At 75.9% G+C, this 20,283-nt stretch carries 16 protein-coding genes; 14 read left to right on the top strand and 2 right to left on the bottom strand.

All coding sequences use genetic code 11. The features are described 5' to 3' along the window. The 6 genes from nirB to ACR9E3_RS12585 all read left to right on the top strand — a co-directional run bounded on the left by nirB (position 1) and on the right by ACR9E3_RS12585 (position 5,325). Positions 1 to 2,631: a nitrite reductase large subunit NirB gene (nirB, locus tag ACR9E3_RS12610; RefSeq protein ID WP_460380622.1), complete on the top strand. Its 2,631-nt coding sequence runs from the start codon at positions 1 to 3 to the stop codon at positions 2,629 to 2,631. A 149-nt stretch (positions 2,632 to 2,780) separates the two neighbouring features. Continuing rightward, complete coding sequence (nirD, locus tag ACR9E3_RS12605; protein ID WP_460380621.1) at positions 2,781 to 3,089, top strand: nitrite reductase small subunit NirD; 309 nt, start codon at positions 2,781 to 2,783, stop codon at positions 3,087 to 3,089. Continuing rightward, the gene (locus ACR9E3_RS12600) at positions 3,086 to 3,949 is read left to right on the top strand and encodes a uroporphyrinogen-III synthase (RefSeq protein ID WP_460380620.1); all 864 of its coding nucleotides are present in this window, start codon (positions 3,086 to 3,088) and stop codon (positions 3,947 to 3,949) included. Before nirD ends, ACR9E3_RS12600 begins: the two co-directional genes overlap by 4 nt. Continuing rightward, the gene (locus ACR9E3_RS12595) at positions 3,946 to 4,638 is read left to right on the top strand and encodes a sirohydrochlorin chelatase (RefSeq protein ID WP_460380619.1); all 693 of its coding nucleotides are present in this window, start codon (positions 3,946 to 3,948) and stop codon (positions 4,636 to 4,638) included. The genes ACR9E3_RS12600 and ACR9E3_RS12595 overlap by 4 nt, the downstream gene beginning before the upstream one ends. Beyond that, a complete protein-coding gene (locus ACR9E3_RS12590; protein WP_460380618.1) occupies positions 4,635 to 5,021 on the top strand; it encodes a hypothetical protein in 387 nt (128 codons plus the stop codon). The genes ACR9E3_RS12595 and ACR9E3_RS12590 overlap by 4 nt, the downstream gene beginning before the upstream one ends. A 49-nt stretch (positions 5,022 to 5,070) precedes the next feature. Beyond that, a complete protein-coding gene (locus ACR9E3_RS12585; RefSeq protein ID WP_460380617.1) occupies positions 5,071 to 5,325 on the top strand; it encodes a hypothetical protein in 255 nt (84 codons plus the stop codon). A gap of 114 nt (positions 5,326 to 5,439) precedes the next feature. On the opposite strand, the gene ACR9E3_RS12580 is transcribed toward ACR9E3_RS12585, so the two are convergent. Continuing rightward, the gene (locus ACR9E3_RS12580) at positions 5,440 to 6,417 is read right to left on the bottom strand and encodes a hypothetical protein (RefSeq protein WP_460380616.1); all 978 of its coding nucleotides are present in this window, start codon (positions 6,415 to 6,417) and stop codon (positions 5,440 to 5,442) included. A 416-nt stretch (positions 6,418 to 6,833) separates the two neighbouring features. Between ACR9E3_RS12580 and ACR9E3_RS12575 the strand changes: the two genes are divergently transcribed. The 6 genes from ACR9E3_RS12575 to ACR9E3_RS12550 all read left to right on the top strand — a co-directional run bounded on the left by ACR9E3_RS12575 (position 6,834) and on the right by ACR9E3_RS12550 (position 12,940). Further along, the gene (locus ACR9E3_RS12575) at positions 6,834 to 7,352 is read left to right on the top strand and encodes an MSMEG_0572/Sll0783 family nitrogen starvation response protein (protein ID WP_285655105.1); all 519 of its coding nucleotides are present in this window, start codon (positions 6,834 to 6,836) and stop codon (positions 7,350 to 7,352) included. A 78-nt stretch (positions 7,353 to 7,430) separates the two neighbouring features. After that, positions 7,431 to 8,564, top strand: a complete 1,134-nt coding sequence (locus tag ACR9E3_RS12570; RefSeq protein ID WP_460380615.1) for an MSMEG_0568 family radical SAM protein — start codon at positions 7,431 to 7,433, stop codon at positions 8,562 to 8,564. A 5-nt stretch (positions 8,565 to 8,569) separates the two neighbouring features. Continuing rightward, the gene (locus tag ACR9E3_RS12565; RefSeq protein WP_460380614.1) at positions 8,570 to 10,102 is read left to right on the top strand and encodes an MSMEG_0567/sll0787 family protein; all 1,533 of its coding nucleotides are present in this window, start codon (positions 8,570 to 8,572) and stop codon (positions 10,100 to 10,102) included. Further along, positions 10,099 to 10,965: a carbon-nitrogen hydrolase family protein gene (locus ACR9E3_RS12560; RefSeq protein ID WP_460380613.1), complete on the top strand. Its 867-nt coding sequence runs from the start codon at positions 10,099 to 10,101 to the stop codon at positions 10,963 to 10,965. Before ACR9E3_RS12565 ends, ACR9E3_RS12560 begins: the two co-directional genes overlap by 4 nt. Before the next feature lie 9 nt (positions 10,966 to 10,974). After that, positions 10,975 to 11,823, top strand: coding sequence for a carbon-nitrogen hydrolase family protein (locus ACR9E3_RS12555; protein WP_460380612.1), 849 nt, complete (start codon positions 10,975 to 10,977; stop codon positions 11,821 to 11,823). Between the two features lie 4 nt (positions 11,824 to 11,827). Then, entirely contained in the window at positions 11,828 to 12,940 is a 1,113-nt protein-coding gene (locus tag ACR9E3_RS12550) for an MSMEG_0565 family glycosyltransferase (protein WP_460380611.1), read from the top strand. A gap of 36 nt (positions 12,941 to 12,976) precedes the next feature. On the opposite strand, the gene ACR9E3_RS12545 is transcribed toward ACR9E3_RS12550, so the two are convergent. Beyond that, positions 12,977 to 13,282: an MGMT family protein gene (locus tag ACR9E3_RS12545; protein WP_460380610.1), complete on the bottom strand. Its 306-nt coding sequence runs from the start codon at positions 13,280 to 13,282 to the stop codon at positions 12,977 to 12,979. Positions 13,283 to 13,449: 167 nt separating this feature from the next. On the opposite strand from ACR9E3_RS12545, the gene ACR9E3_RS12540 reads away from it, so the two are divergent. Continuing rightward, positions 13,450 to 16,707, top strand: coding sequence for an ATP-dependent helicase (locus ACR9E3_RS12540; protein ID WP_460380609.1), 3,258 nt, complete (start codon positions 13,450 to 13,452; stop codon positions 16,705 to 16,707). Further along, a complete protein-coding gene (locus tag ACR9E3_RS12535; RefSeq protein WP_460380608.1) occupies positions 16,704 to 20,276 on the top strand; it encodes an ATP-dependent helicase in 3,573 nt (1,190 codons plus the stop codon). The genes ACR9E3_RS12540 and ACR9E3_RS12535 overlap by 4 nt, the downstream gene beginning before the upstream one ends. Positions 20,277 to 20,283: the final 7 nt, after the last annotated feature.

The following is a 20,283-nucleotide window of genomic DNA, read 5'->3' as shown; positions in this document are numbered from 1 at the left end:
ATGTCGACCACCGCTGCCACCCGGACCGTGGTCGTCGTGGGCCACGGGATGGTCGGCCACCGGTTCGTCGAGAGCCTGCGGCGCCGTGACACCGACGGGGAGTACCGGGTCGTGCTGCTGGCCGAGGAGTCCCGGCCCGCGTACGACCGCGTCGCGCTCTCCTCGTACCTGGGAAAGGCCTCCGAGGAGGAGCTGGCGCTCGCCGACGAGGACTTCCTCGCCGACGACCTCGTCGACCTGCACCTCGACGACCGCGCCGTCGCCGTGGACCGTGCCGCCCGGGTGGTGACCACCGCGGGCGGACGCCGCGTGCCCTACGACGAGCTGGTGCTCGCCACGGGCTCGGTGCCGTTCGTGCCGCCGGTGCCCGGCCGCGAGCTCGACGACGTCTTCGTCTACCGGACCCTCGACGACCTCGACGCGCTGCGCTCCGCCACCGAGGCCGCGACCGCCCGCGCGGGGGCCGGGCGGCGCGCGGGCGTGGTCATCGGCGGGGGGCTGCTCGGCCTGGAGGCGGCCGACGCCCTGCGCACCCTCGGGCTCGTGCCGCACGTCGTCGAGATGGCGCCGCGGCTGATGCCGGCGCAGGTCGACGAGGGCGGCGGGGCGCTGCTGCGCCGGCTCGTCGGCGACCTCGGGCTGCGGGTGCACACCGGGGTGTCGACGTCGGAGATCCGGCGTGACCACCGGGGCGGTCTCACCGTCACCCTCTCCGACGGCACCGAGCTCGACGCGTCGGTCGTGGTGTTCTCCGCGGGCATCCGACCGGCCGACACCCTGGCCCGCGACATCGGGCTGCCGGTGGCCGAGCGCGGGGGCGTGCTGGTCGACGCCCGGTGCCGGACGCGCGACGAGCACGTCTGGGCGATCGGGGAGGTGGCGGCGGTCGAGGGCCGTACGTATGGGTTGGTGGCGCCCGGCTACGCGATGGCCGAGGTCGTCGCCGACCGGCTCACGGGCGGCGACTCCCGGTTCACCGAGGCCGACATGTCGACCAAGCTCAAGCTGCTCGGGGTCGACGTGGCCTCGTTCGGTGACGCGCACGCGACCACCGGCGGGGCGCTCGAGGTACGTCTCGACGACCCGGTCACCGGGACGTACTCCAAGCTCGTGGTGACGGACAGCCAGGAGGAATCGGGGGGCCGGACGCTGCTCGGCGGCGTCCTCGTCGGCGACGCGTCGAACTACGAGACGCTGCGCGGGTTCCTCGGCGAGCAGCTGCCCGGCGACCCGATGGCACTGATCGCACCCGCGGGCGAGGGCGCCGTCGGCGTCGGGATCGACGCGCTGCCCGACGGCGCACAGATCTGTTCGTGCAACGCGGTGACCAAGGGCGCGCTCGTCGAGGCGATCGCCTCGGGTGAGGCGTCGACGGTGCCCGAGCTGAAGGCCTGCACGCGCGCCGGGACCACGTGCGGCTCGTGCGTCCCGACGCTGGGCAAGGTGCTCGCGTCGTGCGGTGTGGAGGTCTCGACGGCCCTGTGCGAGCACTTCGCGCAGAGCCGGGCGGAGCTCTACGAGATCGTCATGGCGACGGGGCTGACGACGTTCTCCTCGATCGTCGCGGAGTACGGCACGGGGCGCGGGTGCGACGTCTGCAAGCCCGCGGTGGCCTCGATGCTCGCGACCCTGGCGGGCGGGCACGTCCTCGACGGCGAGCAGGCTGTCCTGCAGGACACCAACGACCACTTCCTCGCGAACATGCAGCGCAACGGCACGTACTCGATCGTGCCGCGGCTCCCCGGCGGGGAGGTCAGCGGCGAGGGCCTCATCGTCATCGGGGAGATCGCCCGCGACTTCGGGCTCTACACGAAGATCACCGGCGGCCAGCGGATCGACATGTTCGGCGCCCGGGTCGAGCAGCTGCCCGCGATCTGGCGGCGGCTCGTCGACGCCGGCTTCGAGTCCGGGCACGCGTACGGTAAGGCGCTGCGCACGGTGAAGTCCTGCGTCGGCACGGACTGGTGCCGCTACGGCGTGCAGGACTCGGTCTCGCTCGCCGTCGCGCTCGAGCTGCGCTACCGGGGGCTGCGCTCGCCGCACAAGCTGAAGTCCGGGGTCAGCGGGTGCGCCCGGGAGTGTGCCGAGGCGCGGTCGAAGGACTTCGGGGTGATCGCCACCGAGCACGGCTGGAACCTCTACGTCGGCGGCAACGGCGGCTTCACCCCCCGGCACGCCGAGCTGATCGCGTCGGACCTCGACACCGCGACGCTCGTGCGCACCGTCGACCGGTTCCTCATGTTCTACGTGCGCACCGCCGACCGGCTGCAGCGCACGGCGCCGTGGATCGAGGGGCTGGAGGGCGGCCTCGACCACCTGCGCGAGGTGATCATGGAGGACTCGCTGGGCATCTGCGCGTCGCTCGACGAGCAGATGGCGCGGCACGTGTCGTCGTACGCCGACGAGTGGGCCGCGGTCCTCGACGACCCGGAGAAGCTCGCGCGGTTCACGTCGTTCGTCAACGCGCCTGGCGCGCCGGACCCCAGCGTCGAGTTCGTCGACCACCGCGGGAACCGCGTGCCCGCCGGGATGAGGGACGGCCAGCCGACGGAGGTGCCGGAGCTGGGATTCGGGCCCGTCCCGGGGTCGATCACCCTGCCGATCCGTCCCGTGGAGGAGGTGGGCGTGTGACCGAGCCGAGTCGATGGTCGAGTTCCGCTGCGCTCCGTCTCCGGGAGCACCCGTCCGGGACCACCGCCGGGGCCGAGGCGAAGGACCCGTCGCCGTCCCCCGTGGCCGTGTCGGCGGGGTCGGTATCGACGGCGTCGGGGTGGACCGAGGTGTGCCCTGTCGAGCGCGTCCAGCCCGAGCGGGCGGTCGCGGCGCTGGTGGCGGGGGAGCCCGTCGCCGTCGTCCGCACCCACGATGACCGGATCTTCGCGCTGCACAACGTCGACCCGTTCTCGGGCGCGTCGGTGCTCTCCCGCGGCATCGTGGGCGACGTCGGCGGGACGCCGGTGATCGCGTCGCCGATCTTCAAGCAGCACTTCGCGCTGGCGGACGGTCGGTGTCTCGAGGACGCCGACGTCGCGGTGGCGACCTATCCTGTGCGGGTGGTGGAAGGCGTCGTCCAGGTCGGTCACGCGTGACGGGCCGCCCGCTCGAGGGGTGGCGGGTCGGCGTGACGGCCGACCGTCGCGCCGACGACCAGCTCGACCTCCTGCGTCGCAAGGGCGCGGAGGTGGTGCACGGCCCGACGATGCGGATCGTGCCGCTGGAGGACGACGCGGAGCTCGCCGAGACCACGCGGGCGCTCGTCGCCGCGCCGCCGGCCGTCGTCGTGGCCACCACCGGGCAGGGGTTCCGGGGGTGGCTGGAGGTCGCGTCGTCGTGGGGGCTCGCGTCCGAGCTGCAGGAGGTGCTCGGGTCGGCGACGGTGCTGGCGCGCGGTCCGAAGGCGCGCGGCGCGATCCGGGGCGCCGGACTGCGTGAGGCGTGGTCGGCCGACGAGACGGAGTCGTCGCCCGAGGTGCTCGCCCACCTGCTCTCGTCCGGGGTCGACGGCGTGCGGATCGCGGTCCAGCTGCACGGCGACCCGATGACCGACTTCCTCGCGGCGCTACGGTCCGCCGGCGCCGAGGTGGTCACGGTGGCGGTGTACCGGTGGGAGCCGCCGCCCGATCTCGCCGCGGTCGACGCACTGATCGACGCGGTCGTCGCGCGCGAGGTCGACACCGTGACCTTCACGAGCGCGCCGGCGGTCGAGGGCCTCGTGCACCGGGCGACGGCGCGGGGAGTGCGAGACGAGGTGCTGTCGGCGCTGGCGTCGGGCGAGGTACTCGCGACCTGCGTGGGGCCGGTGACCGCGGCGCCGCTGGAACGTCTCGGCGTCGTCGGCATCGCGCCCGAGCGGTTCCGGCTGGGGGCGATGGTGAAGCGGTTGGAGGAGCACGCGTCGTCGGTGAGCGGTGGCGCGTCGGGGTCGGTCTCGGAGGCGCTCGGTTCGTGACCCCACCCGCTCTGCTCCTGCTCGCCCACGGCACCGAGGACCCGGCCGGGCGCGCGACCTGGGACCGGCTCGCGGCGTCCGTGCAGCAGGCGCTGCCCGAGGTCGCGGTACGGCTGGCCTACGCCGGGGTCGCGAGCCCGTCGATGGCCTCGGTCCTCGCGGAGCTCGCCGATGCCGTCGTCGTGGTGCCCGCGTTCCTGGCGTCCGGGTTCCACGTGCGCGTCGACGTCCCCGAGCAGCTCGCCGCGACCGGCCGCGACGACGTCGTCGTGGCCGATCCCCTCGGGCCCGACCCCACGCTGGTGGGCGCGCTGCTCGACCGGCTCGCCGAGGCCGGCGGGCAGCCCGGCGACACCGTCGTGCTGGCCGCGGCGGGCTCCACCGACGCCGTGGCGCAGGACGACCTGCGCACGGCCGCCGCCCTGCTCACCGCGCGGGTGGGCCACGAGGTGCCGGTCGGCTACATCGCCGGCGGCGAGCCGCGGGTGGCGGACGTCGTCGCGTCGGCGTCGTCGCGCGGGCCGCGCGTCGTGCTCGCGACCTGGCTGCTCGCGCCCGGCGCGTTCTTCCGCTGGCTCGGCGACGCCGGCGCCGACGGCGTCGCCGCCCCGCTGGGCGAGCACCCGGCGGTCGTCGGGGTCGTCGTCGAGCGGTACCGGGCGGCCGCCTCGGCGGGGGTGGGCACGTGAGCCCTGGGGTGCCGCGGACGCCACGGTCGGACCCCGGCATGGCCGTGCACCTCTACGCGTCCGACGGGCGCTGGATCGCGTGGTACCGGCCGGGCCTGCCCTACGTGTGGAGCACCCGCGACCGCTGGATCGGCTGGTTCCCGTGGTCCCACGAGGCGTCGCCCGAGCCGCGCGACGACGTCCTCGACCCGCACGACACCTACCTCGGGACGATCGTCGGCGACCGTCTCTTCGCCCGGACCGCGCGCCGCCCGCGCCCGATCCCGCGCCGGGTCGCGGAACCCCAACGACCCGTGGGGCCACCCGACGTAGACCGTGCGCAGGCCGTTCATCCCCCGATCGGCTTCATCGACGTCGACCTTCATCGACTTTCCGGCGACTGAGTGCCACCCCGATGTTTACCCCGCGTCACGATGGGGCGATGCTGTCCGCATGGCACGCGTGATCGGCACGATCGTGATATTGCTGGTGCTGTACGCGATCATCTCGAACCCGCAGCAGGCGGCGTCCACGACGCGTAGCGGCGCGTCCACGCTCGCCGACGCCGGGTCCTCGATCACGGTGTTCCTGTCGAACGTCGTCAACGACGTCGCCGTCTCCACGGGCTCGTCGACGAGCAACGGCACGACGACCTACCCCAGCGGCGGCATCGAGACGGGCGACGGCTCCACCCCCATCGACCGCTGACCGCCCTTTCCGGCGTCTGACGCAGAATGGCGGCTGACGCACGGGGTGTTGTCAGCCTGGCGTCCACGCTGACGTTCAACGCCAGGAAATCCACCAACTCGATTCCCGCGGAGGTCACGAAGGACGCGGGATGTCGTCCCGGAACGTGGCTCGGGCCGGCGGCAGGGCCGCCGCCACACCGAGGCCGTCCGTCACGTCCTGGAGAGTGCCGCTGGGGTCGTCGCGCAGCTGCGCCGGCCGCGTGCTCAGGACGTGGAGCCCGACGGCGCGCAGGGCGCGCTGCCGCCGCAGGGTCGCCTCGACCTGATCGGGCGTGGCGAAGTGGTGCGTGACGGAGTCGATCTCCCACACGAAGCCGACCCCCTCGACGAGGACGTCCACGATGCCCGCCTGCCACCCGGACGGGTCGATCACTGCCACGTTGAAGCGGGCCGGCGGCAGGTCGGGCTGGGCGAGCCACCACGTCCGGGCGTCGAACTCCGCCCCCGAGCGGACGCCCGCGACGACGGCGCGCAGCACCGACCGTGGTGCTGAGCTGCCCTTGCGGCACCCGGCGTCGAGCTCTGCCAGCAACTCCTCCGGGGTGACCATGAACCGCCGCACCGGTTCGGCGAGCATCTCCGCGATCGCCGTCTGGTCGGTCATCAGACGGGCCTGGTCCGTCAGTGCCCGCGGCAGCGGCGCCACCGGGAGGCCGGCGCGTTCGACGGGACGCGGCAGACGGGAGGTCCGCTCGACGCGGAACGTCTGCCAGCTGCGCACCTGCCGGACGTGGCGGATGAGCAGGTGCACCTCGTCCGGTTCCGGACCGCTGTGGAGACCGTGGAGCCGGAGTGCCGCACGCCCGGTGATCACCGCGTCGTCGCCGCCGTGGAGCAGTCCGGCGAGCAGCTGTTGGCGCCAGGTCGGCGTGCCGTTGTGGAGGGCGATGATGCCCGGTCCGAGCCGCTGCCAGGGCCCGCCGTCGCGACACCGCCGGTAGGCCGTCGCCTCGGGGACGCCGAGGTCCTCCAGCTCGCGGACCGAGATGACACCCTCGCGGCTCGCCGCCCACAACACGTCGGGATCGACCGCCCAGTCGCCTCTGCGCACGGCGTCGACGATGAGGGACGGCGCGGCGCGGGCGTGAGCACTGCGCTTTCTGGCTGTGGGCGCATTCGGAGGATGTGCACAGTTCCCTGCAACGGCGAGCGGGTGGATTTCCTGACGTTGAGCGTCAGCGTGGACGCCAGGCTGACAACACCCCGGACCTCGCCCGCGACCATCTCCGAACCCGGCGGGCGTCGGGTCACCGCGCTGAAACACATCGCGGAGGACGACTCGGCCTCGTAGTCACGAGGAAACACTTCGGAAATCGCCGGTTGGTGTGCTGAGTCGCAGCGAGGAACCGGAACGCACGGTCCCGCATCCGGGGTCGGCGAGGACCCCGCCGTCCCCGAACTCTCCTTCCCAGGGCTGCCCGTCGATCGCGGGCACCGCCGCACACAGCATCCCGCGAGGAGCACAGCATGACGAGCACCGAGCTCTCCGACGTCGAGAAGAAGAGCCTCGAGGAGATCCCGCACCCCTCGCTGCCCGAGGGCTCGAGCATCTACGGCGGGACGAAGGTCTTCCCCGACCTCCAGGCCGAGGGCGGCGAGACCTACTTCACGCTGGTCCACGGCATCGCGCACGAGTCGTCGGTCAGCTTCGTCGCCGTCCTCCAGGCCACGCGCGCGCTGCGCAAGGGCTTCGAGTCCGCGATGTACTTCTACGGGCCCGGCTCGCTGAACTGCCTGGCCACGCGCGGTTTCCCCACCACCGGCACCTCGGCGTTCCCCGGTGAGCACAACATCAACGACCAGCTCAAGACGTTCATGAGCGAGGGCGGCAAGGTCTACTGCTGCCGCTTCGGCCTGTCGCTGCACGGCGCGCGCGAGGAGGACCTCATCGAGGGCGTCATCCCGACGCACCCGCTCGACGTCCAGGACGCGCTCATCTACTACGCCCGCAAGGGCGCGATCATCAACTCGACCTACCAGCTCTGACGCGCGCGGCGCGGTGCGGGACGTGTTCCTCGCACCGCGCCCGTGTCGCCCCGCGTCGAGAGCACAGGAGGTCCGTTGATGTCGTCCGACACCGATCTCGGGTTGTCCGCCCGTTCCGAAGTGGCCGTCCGCGGCGTCGCGCTCGACCTCCCCGACACGGCGAAGAACACCACCGACCTGGGCGCGACGATCCCCCTGCGTCGCCCCGGCGGCGCCGGCCCCTCCGCCGACGGCCACGTGCTCGTCGACGGCCGCAGGACCACGATCCCGATCAACCCGGCGAGCCCGTACCGGCTGCGCGACGGGCGCCTCGTGCGCACCGGTCCGGACGGCGGGATCACCGACCTGGGCGTCGCCGTCGACACCGTCGCGCGCCCCGCCTTCTACGACCTCACCACCGCCGACGGCGTCCCCTACGAGAAGCTCGCACGCCTCCACGGCGACGACGTGCTGGCGACGACGGTCGTGCAGACGTGCGTGCGCTACGGGGAACAGGACCGGTGCCGCTTCTGCGCCATCGAGCAGTCGTTGGCCTCCGGCGCGACCACCGCCGTGAAGACGCCCGCGCAGCTCGCCGAGGTCGCCGAGGCGGCGGTGCGCCTCGACGGCGTGCGGCAGATGGTGCTGACCACCGGCACGTCCAACGGCCGCGACCGCGGCGCCCGCCACCTGGCTCGTTGCGTGCGCGCGATCAGGGAGGCGGTGCCCGGGCTGCCGATCCAGGTGCAGTGCGAGCCGCCCGCCCCCGACGACCTGGCGGCCCTGCAGGAGCTCAAGGACGCCGGCGCCGACGCGATCGGCATCCACGTCGAGTCGCTCGACGACGCCGTGCGCGCGCGCTGGATGCCGGGCAAGGCCACCGTGCCGCTGTCGCAGTACCGGCTCGCCTGGGACGAGAGCGTGCGGCTCTTCGGCGCGAACGCCGTGTCGACCTACCTCATCGTCGGCCTGGGCGAGGACCCCGACGAGCTCGTCGCCGGCGCGGCCGACCTCGTCGACCGCGGCGTCTACCCCTTCGTCGTGCCCTACCGCCCGATCCCCGGCACGCTCGCGTTCGCCGACGGCGACCCCGCGCCGGACCCGGAGCTGCTCGCCGAGGTCACCGCCCGCGTCGCCAAGATCCTCCAGGCCGCCGGCATGCGCGGCGCCGACCAGGCCGCGGGGTGCGCCGCGTGCGGTGCCTGCTCGGCCCTGTCCGCGGCGGGGGGCTGAGCACGATGTCCCTGCTGGACGACCACTCCCTCGGCGAGATGGGCGCCGCCGACGAGATCCTCGGCGGCCGCACCCGCCGGCCGGCCCGCGACGTCACCATCGCCGAGGCCCCGGCCATCGACGCGCGGCACCCCGACGTCGTCGCCTACCGGGCGCTGCGGCGCGCCGTGTTCGTCGACGAGCAGGGGCTCTTCCGCGACGACGGTGTCGGCGGGGCCGGCGACCTCGACGAGCACGACCACGACCCGCGGGCGATCGTGCTGGTCGCCCGCGACGCGACGGGCGAGGTGCTGGGCGGCGTCCGCCTCGCCCCCGTCCACGCCGACACGGCGCGGCCCGACCTCGGGTGGTGGACGGGCAGCCGCCTCGTCGTCGCCCGCCGGGCCCGTCGGCGGGCGAGCGTCCGGGTCGGTGCGGCCCTGGTGCGCGCGGCCTGCGCCCGCGCGGAAGCGGCCGGCGTGCTGCGCTTCGAGGCCGACGTCCAGGCCGCGAACGAGACGCTCTTCCGCCGCCTGGGCTGGCAGCGCGTCCGCGACACGACGGTCGCCGGCCTCCCGCACGTGCACATGCGCTGGCCCGTCGGACGCTTCGCGGCGCTGGTCGCGGCGACCAAGGCGCCGCTGGGAGAGCTGGTCGCGGGCCTGGCCGGCACGGGGCGGCACGTCGGGGACGACGGGGCGCCGGTGCCGGGGTCCGACGTCGTCGCGGCCTGCGACGCGATCCTGCCCGCGATGGTCGAGCGCGACCCGGAGTGGGCCGGCTGGTGCGGGGTGCTGGTCAACGTCAACGACCTCGCGGCCATGGGCGCCGCCCCGACCGCCCTGCTCGACGCCGTCGGGGCGCGCGACGCGTCGTTCGCGCACCGCGTGCTCACCGGCCTGCGCGCCGCCGCCGACGCGTACGGCGTGCCGGTGATCGGCGGACACACGCAGCTCGAGGTCCCCGCGTCCCTGGCCGTCACGGCGCTGGGCCGCACGGCCCCGACGGGTCCGGCTCCGGCAGGCTCCGCGTCCCTGCCGCCGGTCCCGGCCGCGGGCGGACGCCCGGGGATGGCCGTGCGGCTGACCGCCGACCTCGGCGGGACGTGGCGTCCGGGCTACACCGGGCGGCAGTGGGACTCGACGTCGACGCGCACGCCCGCCGAGCTGCGGGCGATGGTCGCCGCGATCGGCCCGGACGCGCCGCATCGCCCGGCCGCGGCGAAGGACGTCTCGATGGCCGGCGTCGTCGGCACCCTCGGCATGCTCGCCGAGGCCTCGGGCACGGGCGCCGTGCTCGACGTCGCCGCCGTGCCGCGCCCGACCGGCGCGACCGTCGCCGACTGGCTGACCTGCTTCCCCGGCTTCGCCCTGCTCACCGCCGACGCGCCCGGCGCCCCGGCTCCGACGGCCGGCCCCGCGACGAGCGCCGTGTGCGGAGAGCTGACCGCGAGCAGCGGCGTCGCGCTGCGCTGGCCCGATGGCGAGATCACCGAGGCCGTCGCGGGCGGCGTGACAGGGCTGGGCGCCGCCCGGACCACGGAAGGGATCCACCCATGACCGTCAGGACGTTCGCGGCCGCGGCCGCGGGCTTCGGTCGCGACCTCGACGAGGACTTCGCGACGATCGAGGCGCTGCTCGGCCGGGCCCGGAGCGCGGGGGCCGACCTGCTCGCGCTCCCCGAAGCCGCGCTCGGGGGCTACCTGTCGTCGCTGCACGACGATCCGGACGACGTGCCGCCCCAGCTCGAGATCGACGGGCCCGAGGTGCGGCGGCTGATCGACCTCGCCGGCGACACGGTCGTCACCGCGGGCTTCTGCGAGCGTGGCGACGCGGCGTCGGGCGGACTGCCCTACAACAGCTGCGTGGCCGTGACCGGCGACGGCGTGCTCGGGCACCACCGCAAGGTCCACCAGCCGCTCAACGAGAACAATTCGTACGCCGCGGGCGACCGCTTCGCCGCGTTCGACACACCGATCGGCCGGCTCGGCATGATGATCTGCTACGACAAGGCGTTCCCCGAGGCGGCCCGGGCACTGGCCGTGGACGGGGCGCGGATCGTCGTGTGCATGTCGGCGTGGCCTGCGTCGCGCACCAACCAGGCGCCGGTGCTCGCCGACGACCGCTGGACCCGGCGCTTCGACCTGTTCGACCGGGCCCGCGCGCTGGAGAACCAGATCGTCTGGGTGTCGGCGAACCAGGCCGGGACGTTCGGCGACATGCGTCTCGTCGCCAGCGCCAAGATCGTCGACCCGGGCGGGGAGGTCCTCGACACCACCGGCACGGACGCCGGACTCGCCGTCGCGTCCGTCGACGTCGACGACGCCGTCGAGGCGGCCCGGCGGTTCATGGGGCACCTGCGCGACCGGCGACCGGCGTCCTACGAGCTCGCCCCGGTGCCCGTCACGGCGCGGGCCGGCTAGGGCTCGCCGGTGGTCCGCCTCGCCGCCGCCGCGGCCCACTTCACGCGCGACATCGGGTTCGACCTCGACCGCATCAAGATGATCATCTCGCACGCCCGGGACGCGGGCGTCGAGCTGCTCGCGCTGCCCGACGGCGCGCTCGGGGGCTACCTCACCGACCTGCGCCACCCCGACCTCGAGTGCCTGCCCCCGCTGCTGGAGCCGAACGGCGACGAGGTCCGGTCGGTGATCGACATCGCCGGCGACATGGTCGTCTGCCTCGGGTACTGCGAGCTGGGGCCGGAGGTCGACGCCGACGACGGGGCCGGGCCCGCACGCTACGACGCCGCCGTGTGCCTGTCCGGCGACGGGATCCTCGGCCGGCACCGCAAGGTGCACCTGCCGGCCGGGATCGCCCCGCTGTTCCGGGCCGGTGACGGGTTCGCGGCGTTCGACACGCCGGTGGGCCGGATGGGGCTGCTCATCGACCACGACAAGACGTTCCCCGAGGCGTCGCGGGCGCTCGCGGTGGACGGCGCGGAGATCATTGCCTGCCTGTCGGCCTGGCCGACGTCCCTGACGAACCGGGCGCCGCGGATGGCCCAGGACCGCCAGGCGCGACTGTTCGACCTCTACGACCAGGCGCGGGCGGCGGAGAACCAGGTGGTGTGGCTGTCGTCGAACCAGAGCGGACGCAACGGCGCGCTGCACTTCCTCGGCCGCGCGAAGGTGGTCGGACCGGGCGGGGAGATCCTGGCGCGGACCTGGTCGAAGGGTGGCCTGGCCGTGGCCGAGGTCGACCTGCCCGGCGCCGTCGGCGCGGCGCGCGCCGTCCTGCACCACCTGACCGAGCGGCGACCCGAGACCTACGGGCCGTGACCCCGTGAAGATCGCCCTGCTGACCTACTCGACCAAGCCGCGCGGCGGCGTCGTCCACACCCTCGCGCTGGCCGAGGCGTTCGCCCGGGCGGGCCACGACGTCACGGTGTGGGCGCTGGCCCGCGGCGGGGACACGGGGTTCTTCCGGCCGGTGCACGCCGCGGTGACCGTGCGGCTCGTGCCGGTGCCGGAGATCGAGGGGGAGTCGGTCGGGGACCGGATCCTGCGCTCGATCGCGCTGCTGGCCGAGGCGTGGGGTGCGTTCGGGGGCGAGTGCGACGTCGTCCACGCCCAGGACTGCCTGACGGCGAACGCGGTGGGTCTCTCCCGCGGCTACGCGGACCTCTGGCGGACCGTGCACCACCTCGACCGCTTCACGACGCCCGAGCTCGCGGCCTGTCACGAGCGCGCGATCGTCGAGCCGGCGGCACTGGTCTGTGTGTCGGAGGCCGTGGCCGGCGAGGTGCGGTCCGGGTGGGGCCGGTCGCCTGCGGTGATCGGGAACGGTGTCGACGCGGGCCGGTTCGCGGCGGCGGCGTCCTCGGGGGCCGGGGAGCCGTGGCGCGCGGAGTACGGGCGCTACGTGCTCGCCGTCGGCGGGATCGAGCCGCGGAAGGGGACCCTCGAGCTGGTCGAGGCGATGGCGCTGCTCCCGGGCGTGCCGTTGCTGATCGCGGGCGGCGACACGCTGTTCGACTATCGCCCGTATCGCGCCGAGGTCTTCGCCCGCGCCGAGGAGCTGGGCGTGTCGCCGGTGGTGCTCGGCCCGGTCGACGACGCGGAGCTGCCCGGCCTGGTGGCGGGTGCGGCGGTCTTCGCGTTCCCGTCGACGAAGGAGGGGTTCGGGCTCGCGGCGATGGAGGCCCTCGCGGCCGGGGTCCCGCTGGTGACGCGCGACCTGCCCGTGCTGCGCGAGGTGTTCGCCGGCGCCGCCCGCTTCGCCGACGGGCCCGCGGGATTCGCCCGGGAGATCGGGCGGGTGCTCGAGGGAGCCGATCCCGACCTCGACCCCGCCCACGCGACCGTCGGCCGCGCCCTCGCCGCCGCGCACACCTGGGACGCGGCGGCCGCCGCGCACCTCGACCTCTACCGGCGAGGTGTCGAGTCGGGCGGCTGAGGCCCGGGGGTGTCAGCCTGGCGTCCACGCTGACGCTCAACGACAGGAAATCCACCCGCTCGCCACGCGGTGGTTCGCGAGCACGACACGGCCGTCGTGGATCTCGACGCCCTCGGCGCGCAGGCGGGCGTGCTGCTCATCGAGGATCTGCGGGGCACTGGAGCCGTCGGCGCGCAGCACGCGGTGCCACGGCAGGTCGGCCCCGTCCTCGCTCATCACCCGCCCGACGAGGCGTGCCGAGGCCTCGCCGACCTCGCGGGCGACGTCGCCGTAGGTCGCGACCGAGCCGAGGGGGATCGCGGCCACCGCCGCCCGGATCCGCTCGTGCCGCGCCTCGTCCACGGCACAAGTCCAGCACGTTCACCGTCCGCGACGGCAGCCGGGACTGCTGATCGTGGGTGGTTTCCTGACGTCCAACGCCAGCGTGGACGCCAGGCTGACAACACCCCGTGCGTCAGGCGCGACCCAGGTCCACGGCGGTGTCGGGGGGACGTGGTGAAGTGGTCGGCGTGAGTTCCCCGACGCGCGCCGACCGGGCGCCGGAGCTGCGGCGCGCCGCGGCGTGGGTGCCGGGCGAGCTGGTGCTCGACGAGGCCGCCCGCCGGGTCGTCGAGCACGACGCCGGGTTCCTCCGGGTGCTGGGTGGTCCGGGGACGGGCAAGACGACGCTGGTCGCCGAGCGGGTGGCGCGCCTGCTGCACGCCGAGCCGGACGCCCGCCCGCTCGTGCTGGTCGGCGACCGGCGGGCCGCCGCGGGTCTGCGCGAACGGATCGGGGCCCGTCGCCGCGCGCTCGCCGGGGGCACCGAGAGTGCTCGGGCGGCCGCCGAACCCCTGGTGCGCAGCGTGCACTCCTACGCGTTCGCCGTGCTCCGCCGCCACGCCGCGCGCCGCGGCGAGGCCCCGCCGCGCCTGCTGCCCGGCGCCCAGCAGGACGCGATGGTCCGCGAGCTGCTCGCGGGCGAGGTCGCCGGGGCGGGGGTGCCCTCGGGCTGGCCGCTGCGCATGCGCCCGGCCCTCGAGGCGCCCGCCTTCGCCGGCGAGGTGCGCGATCTCCTGTTGCGGGCCGCCGAGCGGGGGCTGGGGCCGAAGGAGCTCACCGACCTCGGCAAGCGCTTCGGCGTGCCGGCATGGCTCGCCGCCGGCCGCTTCTACCGCACGTACGAGGAGGTCACGCTCCTGCGCGCAGCGGCCGGATCGGCCAACCCCCTCGCGAGCGCGCCGCCGCTCGACGCCGCCGAGCTCGTCGCCGCGGTGCTCGACGCCTTCGTCGCGGACCCCGAGCTGCTCGAGGCCGAGCGCGCGACGGTGCGCCACCTCGTGGTCGACGACGTCCAGGACATGGACCCCCAGCAGGTCGAGCTGGCCCGCGCGCTCGGTGCGGCCGCCGACGACTGGGTGCTCGCCGGCGACCCCGACTCCTCGGTGCTCGGGTTCCGCGGGGCCGACCCGGCGCTGCTGCGCGACGCCGACCCGGGCGGGCTCGCCACCGTCGTGCTGCGCACCGACCACCGCAGCCGCCCGGTCCTGCGCGACGCCGTCGCCCGCGTCGTCGCGGCCCTGCCCGGCGCCGGCCCGGGACGGACGCGGGCGGCACCGGGGGACGGGCAGGACGAGCAGGACGACCCGGGCCGGCTGACCGTCGACGTCTACGCCACCCCCGGACGCCAGGCCGCCGCGGTCGCCGACCGGCTGCGTCGCGCCCACCTCACCGACGGCGTCCCGTGGTCGCGGATGGCGGTGGTCGTGCGCTCGGTGTCGGGCTCGCTCCCGCCGCTGCGCCGGGCGCTCCTCGCGGCCGGGGTCCCGCTGGCCGTGCCCGCGGACGACACCCCGCTCGCGGCGCTGCCCGCGGTGGCCCCGCTGCTGACGGTGCTGCGCTGCGCCGCCGACCCGCCGCGCCTCGACGCCGACACCGCGCTGACCCTGCTCGCCTCCCCGCTCGGCGGTGCCGACCCCCTGGCCGTGCGGCGGCTGCGCCGCGGGCTGCTGCGGCGCCACGAGGCCGGCGGCGGCGCGGCCGACACGCCGAGCGACGCCCTCATCGTCGACGCCCTGCTCGACCACGTGGAGGAGGCGAAGAACCCCCTCGCGCTCCTGAGCACCTCCGAGGCCGCGCCCCTGGCCCGCGTCGGCGAGCTGCTCGCCGCGGCCGCGCACGCCATCCGGGCCGGTGCCTCGGTCCCCGACGTGCTCTGGGCGGTGTGGGACCGCAGCGGTCTGCAACGGCGCTGGGTCGCCGCCAGCGAGCGCGGCGGCGTCACCGGCGCGCAGGCCGACCGCGACCTCGACGCCGTCGTCGCCCTCGTCGAACGGGCCGCCCGCTACGTCGAGGACCTGCCGGGCGGCACGGTCGCGGGCTTCGTCGCCCAGGCCGACGACCAGCGCATCCGCGCCGACACGCTCGCCCCCCGCGCGCCCGACGGCGAGGCGGTCGCCCTGCTCACCGCCCACGCGTCGCGCGGGCGCGAGTGGGACGTCGTCGTCATCCCCAACGTCCAGGAGGGCGCCTGGCCGGACCTGCGGCGACGCGGCACGCTGCTCGGGGTCGAGCGGCTGGTCGACGTGCTGGCCGGCGTCCCGGACGACCCGGCGGTGTCCGGGCAGGCGCCCCTGCTCGCCGAGGAACGCCGGCTGTTCGCGGTCGCGCTGTCACGGGCCCGGCGCGCCGCGCACGTCAGCGCCGTCGAGGCGGAGGACGTCACGCCGTCGCGGTTCCTCGACGACGTCGACGGCGGCCCCGTCACCGACGACCCCGCGGAGGCACACCGCCCGCGCAGCCGCCCCGGCCGCGCGCTGGTGCTTGCCGAACTGGTCGGGGAGCTGCGCCGGGCCGTCACCGACCCGGACACCACGCCCGAGCGCCGGGAACGCGCCGCCGACGGGCTCGCCCGCCTCGCCGACGCCGGCGTGCCAGGGTCCGACCCCGACGACTGGTACGGCCTGCTCGGCCCCTCCACCGACGCCCCGCTGCGGCCGGCCGGCTCGCCGGTCGCGGTCAGCCCGAGCGCGGTCGAGACGATCCTGACCTGCCCGCTGCGCTGGGCGCTGCAGACCCACGGCGGCGACGACACCGACTCGCTCGCCTCGGTCACCGGGTCGTTGGTCCACGCCCTCGTGCAGCGCGCCGCGGAGGGCGCGGGGGAGCGCGAGCTGCAGGAGGCCCTCGACGTCGCGTGGGCCTCGGTCGACGCGGGCGCGCCGTGGTTCTCGCGCCGGGAGCTCGCGAACACCCGGCGGATGCTGGGATCGTTCCTCGCCTGGCGCGAGCAGACGCGCGCGCAGCTCACCGAGGCCGCGGTCGAGCGCGAGCTCGAGGTCGCGGTGGCCGACGGGGTGCGGGTGCGGGGCCGCGTCGACCGCCTCGAGATCGACCCGCACGGACGCCCGGTGATCATCGACGTCAAGACGGGCAAGACCCCGATCTCGAAGGCCGACGCGCAGCTGCACCCCCAGCTCGCCGTCTACCAGCTCGCGACGGCGCTCGGCGCGTTCGCCGAGGTCCTCGCCGGGCCGGACCGCACCGCCGCCCGCAGCGCCCCCGGCGGGGCGCGCCTGGTCTACCTCTCGCGAGCCGGGGGAGCGGCGAAGGAACGGGCCCAGGAGCCCCTCGACGACGAGGGCCTGGCGCTGTGGCGCGACGCCGTGGCGACGGCCGCCCGCGCCACCGAGGGTCCCGGCTTCGTCGGCCGCGAGAACGACACCTGCGACCGCTGCCCGGTCCGCACCGCCTGCCCGGTGCACACCTCGGGGAGGCAGGTGCCGTGACCGCGATCGCCGTGGCGGGCACCGAGCTGATCGACCCCGTCGAGCTCGCCGAGCGCCTCGGCCTGCGCCGTCCCACCGACGAGCAGGCCGCGGTGATCGGCGCGCCGTCGGAGCCCGCGCTGGTCACCGCCGGGGCGGGCTCGGGCAAGACCGAGACCATGGCCGCGCGCGTCGTCTGGCTGGTCGCCAACGGTCTCGTGCGGCCCGAGCAGGTGCTCGGCCTGACGTTCACGCGCAAGGCCGCCGGTCAGCTCGCCGACCGCGTGCGCCGCCGCCTGCGGGTGCTCGGCGCGTCGACGCTGCTCGACGAGCTCGACCCGAGCGGCGACCGGCGGCTGGCCGCGCGCGCCGGCGAGCCGACGATCTCGACCTACCACGCCTACGCCGGTCGACTGCTCACCGAGCACGGCCTGCGCCTGCCCGTCGACCCCGGCGCCCGGCTGCTCTCGCCGACGGCGTCCTGGCAGCTCGCGCACCGCATCGTCTCCACCTGGGCCGCCGACCTCGACACCGACCGCGTCCCGGCCACCGTCACCGCGCTGGTGCAGTCGCTGGCCGGCGAGCTGGGCGAGCACCTCGCCGACGCCGGCTCGCTGCGCGACCACGCCGAGCGCTTCGCCCGTGCCGTGGAGAGCGCCCCGCCGGGCAAGGGGCAGCGGGCGGCGCTCCCGCAGGCGCTGGCCACCAAGGTCGCCGCGCAGCGGTTCCGGGCGGACCTGCTGCCGCTGGTCGAGGAGCTGGCCGAGCGCAAGCGCGCCGAGCGCTGCCTCGACTTCGCCGACCAGATGGCCGCCGCCGCGCGCCTCGCCGAGACCCACGACGAGGTCGGGGAGGCCGAGCGGCTGGCCTACCGCGCGGTGCTGCTCGACGAGTACCAGGACACCGGCCACGCCCAGCGGATCATGCTGCGCTCGCTCTTCGCGGGCGACGGCGACACCTCGGTCACCGCGGTCGGCGACCCGTTCCAGTCGATCTACGGCTGGCGCGGGGCGAGCGCGGCCAACCTCCCGCGGTTCGTCACCGACTTCCCGCGCGCCGACGCCGACGGCGAGACCGCGGGAGACGGAGCGCAGCGGAGCTCGACCCGGGAGTGGGTGGCGGCCGCCCGCCACGGGCTCCTGACGAGCTTCCGCAACCCGCCCGAGGTGCTCGCCCTCGCCAACGGCATCGCCGAGCCGCTGCGCCACGCCGGGGTGCCGGTCGACGAGCTCCGCCCACGCCCCGGCGCCCCGGCCGGCGACGTGCGGGTGGCCCTGCACACCGACGTCGAGACCGAGCGGGCGTGGATCGCGGACGCGATCGCCGACCGCTGGCGGGCGGCCGCGGACGCCGAGTCCGAGCCACCCACCACCGCGGTGCTCGTGCGCCGCCGCGCGGACATGAGCGGGCTCGCCGCCGCGCTGCGGGCCCGCGACCTGCCCGTCGAGGTCGTGGGCCTCGGTGGCCTGCTCGACGAGCCGGAGGTCCGCGACGTCGTCTCCGCGCTACGGCTCGTGGTCGACCCGCTGGCCGGCGGCGCCGCGGTCCGGCTGCTCACGGGCGCGCGCTGGCGCATCGGGGGCGCCGACCTCGCCGCCCTGTGGCGCCGGGCCCGCGAGCTGGCGGCGCCGGCGACGGACGAGGGGAACGGCCCCGTCAGCACCGCCGTCCCCGACCCCGTCGCCGCCGCACTGCCCGGCGAGCACGCCGAACGCGCCGGGCTGGTCGACGCGCTGGACGACCCGGGCCCGGCCGCGCGCTACTCCGCGGCGGGCTTCGACCGTCTCCAGCACCTGGCGCACGAGCTCGCGATGCTGCGCCGACGGGTGACCGCGCCCCTGGTCGACCTCGTCGCCGACGTCGAGCGGGTGCTGCTGCTCGACGTCGAGACCGCCGCGCGGCCCGGCCCCACCGGCCGCGCGCACCTCGACGCGTTCGCCGACGTCGTCGCCGACTTCGCGGCCGGCGCCGCCTCGTCGGGGGGCACGGCGACGGTCACGGCGCTGCTCGCCTACCTCGACGCGGCCGAGGACGCCGAGGACGGCCTCACGCCCGGCGAGGTCGACGTCGCCGACCCGGCCACGGGCGGCACCCGCGTGCAGGTCCTCACGGTGCACGCCGCCAAGGGCCTCGAGTGGGAGCTGGTCGCGCTGCCGCACGTCGTCGACAAGGTGTTCCCCGCCTCGAAGCGCTCCGGGTCGTGGCTCACCTCCGTCGCCTCGCTGCCGGTGCACCTGCGCGGCGACCGGCCCGACCTCCCGGATCTCGATCTCGACGGCGCGGCCGACCGCAAGGAGATCCAGGAGCGCCTCGACGCCCACGAGCGCGCTTTCGACGACCGGCGCCTGATCGAGGAACGCCGCCTGTTCTACGTCGCGCTGACGCGCGCCGAGCACGGTCTGCTCGTGTCCGGGCACTGGTGGGGCGACACCGGTGACACGCCACGCGGCCCGTCGGACCTGCTCGGCGAGGTCGGCGAGCTGGCCGCCGCGGGCCGGGGGCGCTGCGGCGTCGTCGACCACTGGGCCGAGCCGCCCGCCGAGGACGAGACCAACCCGATGGCGGCGGCCATCCACCAGGCGGCGTGGCCGGTCGACCCGCTGGGTCACCGCCGGGCCGCGGTCGAGCAGGGCGCCGCGCTGGTGCGGGCCGCGCGGGCCCGCCGGTCCGCCGGCTCGACCGCGTCGGCCGCATCCGCTCCCGACGCACCGGAGCTCGACCTCGGTCTCGACTCGCCGCCGCCCGAGCCCCAGACCGAGGACGGGACCGAGGTCCCCGACCCCGAGGGCTGGGCCGCCGACATCGAGGTCCTGCTCGCGGAACGTGCCGCGGCGCGCGACCGCCACGCGCGGGTCCTGCTGCCGCCGCAGCTGTCGGTCAGCCAGCTCGTCGACCTCGCCGCCGACCCCGGCGCGCTGGCACGACGGCTGCGCCGGCCGGTGCCACGCCCGCCCGACCCGCGGGCGCGGCGGGGCACCGAGTTCCACGCCTGGCTCGAGCGCTGGTTCTCGGCCACCGAGCTGCTGGAGTTCGACGAGCTGCCCGGCGCCGCCGACGAGGACGCGGACGCCGCCGCCGACCCGGCGGGCGCGGCCGACGCCGCCGAGCTGCGCGAGCGCTTCACCGCGAGCCGGTGGGCGAACCGCACGCCGGTGGCGGTCGAGGTGCCGTTCGAGACCGAGGTCGCGGGCACGCTCGTGCGGGGCCGCATCGACGCGGTCTTCGCCGACACCGACGGCGGCGCGACCGTCGTCGACTGGAAGACCGGCGCCCGGCCGCGCGATGAGGCGCTCCCGGCGCTCGCCGTGCAGCTCGCGGCCTACCGGCTGGCGTGGTCGTCGCTCTCGGGCGTCCCGGTCGAGCGGGTGCGCGCGGCGCTGCACTACGTGCGCCACGACCACACGGTCGCGCCCGCCGACCTGCTCGACGCCGACGGTCTGCGCGCGCTCGTCGCCGCCGTCCCCGAGGAGCAACGGGCGCCCGAGGGCGACCCGGAGCCGCCGCCGGCCGCTGCGGTAGGGCCCGACACCGACGACGACCCCGACCGCGACGACGGCCCGCCACCGGACGTGGACATCGATCCGCGTTGAGCGCGGG

It is taken from the genome of Actinomycetospora sp. C-140 (genome assembly GCF_054796175.1).
The sequence above is the reverse complement of the archived record's forward strand: the minus strand, read 5'-3'. Positions and strand labels throughout refer to the sequence as shown.

Excerpts from the sequence above, each read along its gene's own strand:
- ACR9E3_RS12585 (WP_460380617.1), top strand. The coding sequence starts at position 5,071 with ATGGCACGCGTGATCGGCACGATCGTGATATTGCTGGTGCTGTACGCG.
- ACR9E3_RS12560 (WP_460380613.1), top strand. The coding sequence starts at position 10,099 with ATGACCGTCAGGACGTTCGCGGCCGCGGCCGCGGGCTTCGGTCGCGAC.
- ACR9E3_RS12565 (WP_460380614.1), top strand. The coding sequence starts at position 8,570 with ATGTCCCTGCTGGACGACCACTCCCTCGGCGAGATGGGCGCCGCCGAC.
- nirB (WP_460380622.1), top strand. The coding sequence starts at position 1 with ATGTCGACCACCGCTGCCACCCGGACCGTGGTCGTCGTGGGCCACGGG.
- ACR9E3_RS12570 (WP_460380615.1), top strand. The coding sequence starts at position 7,431 with ATGTCGTCCGACACCGATCTCGGGTTGTCCGCCCGTTCCGAAGTGGCC.
- ACR9E3_RS12575 (WP_285655105.1), top strand. The coding sequence starts at position 6,834 with ATGACGAGCACCGAGCTCTCCGACGTCGAGAAGAAGAGCCTCGAGGAG.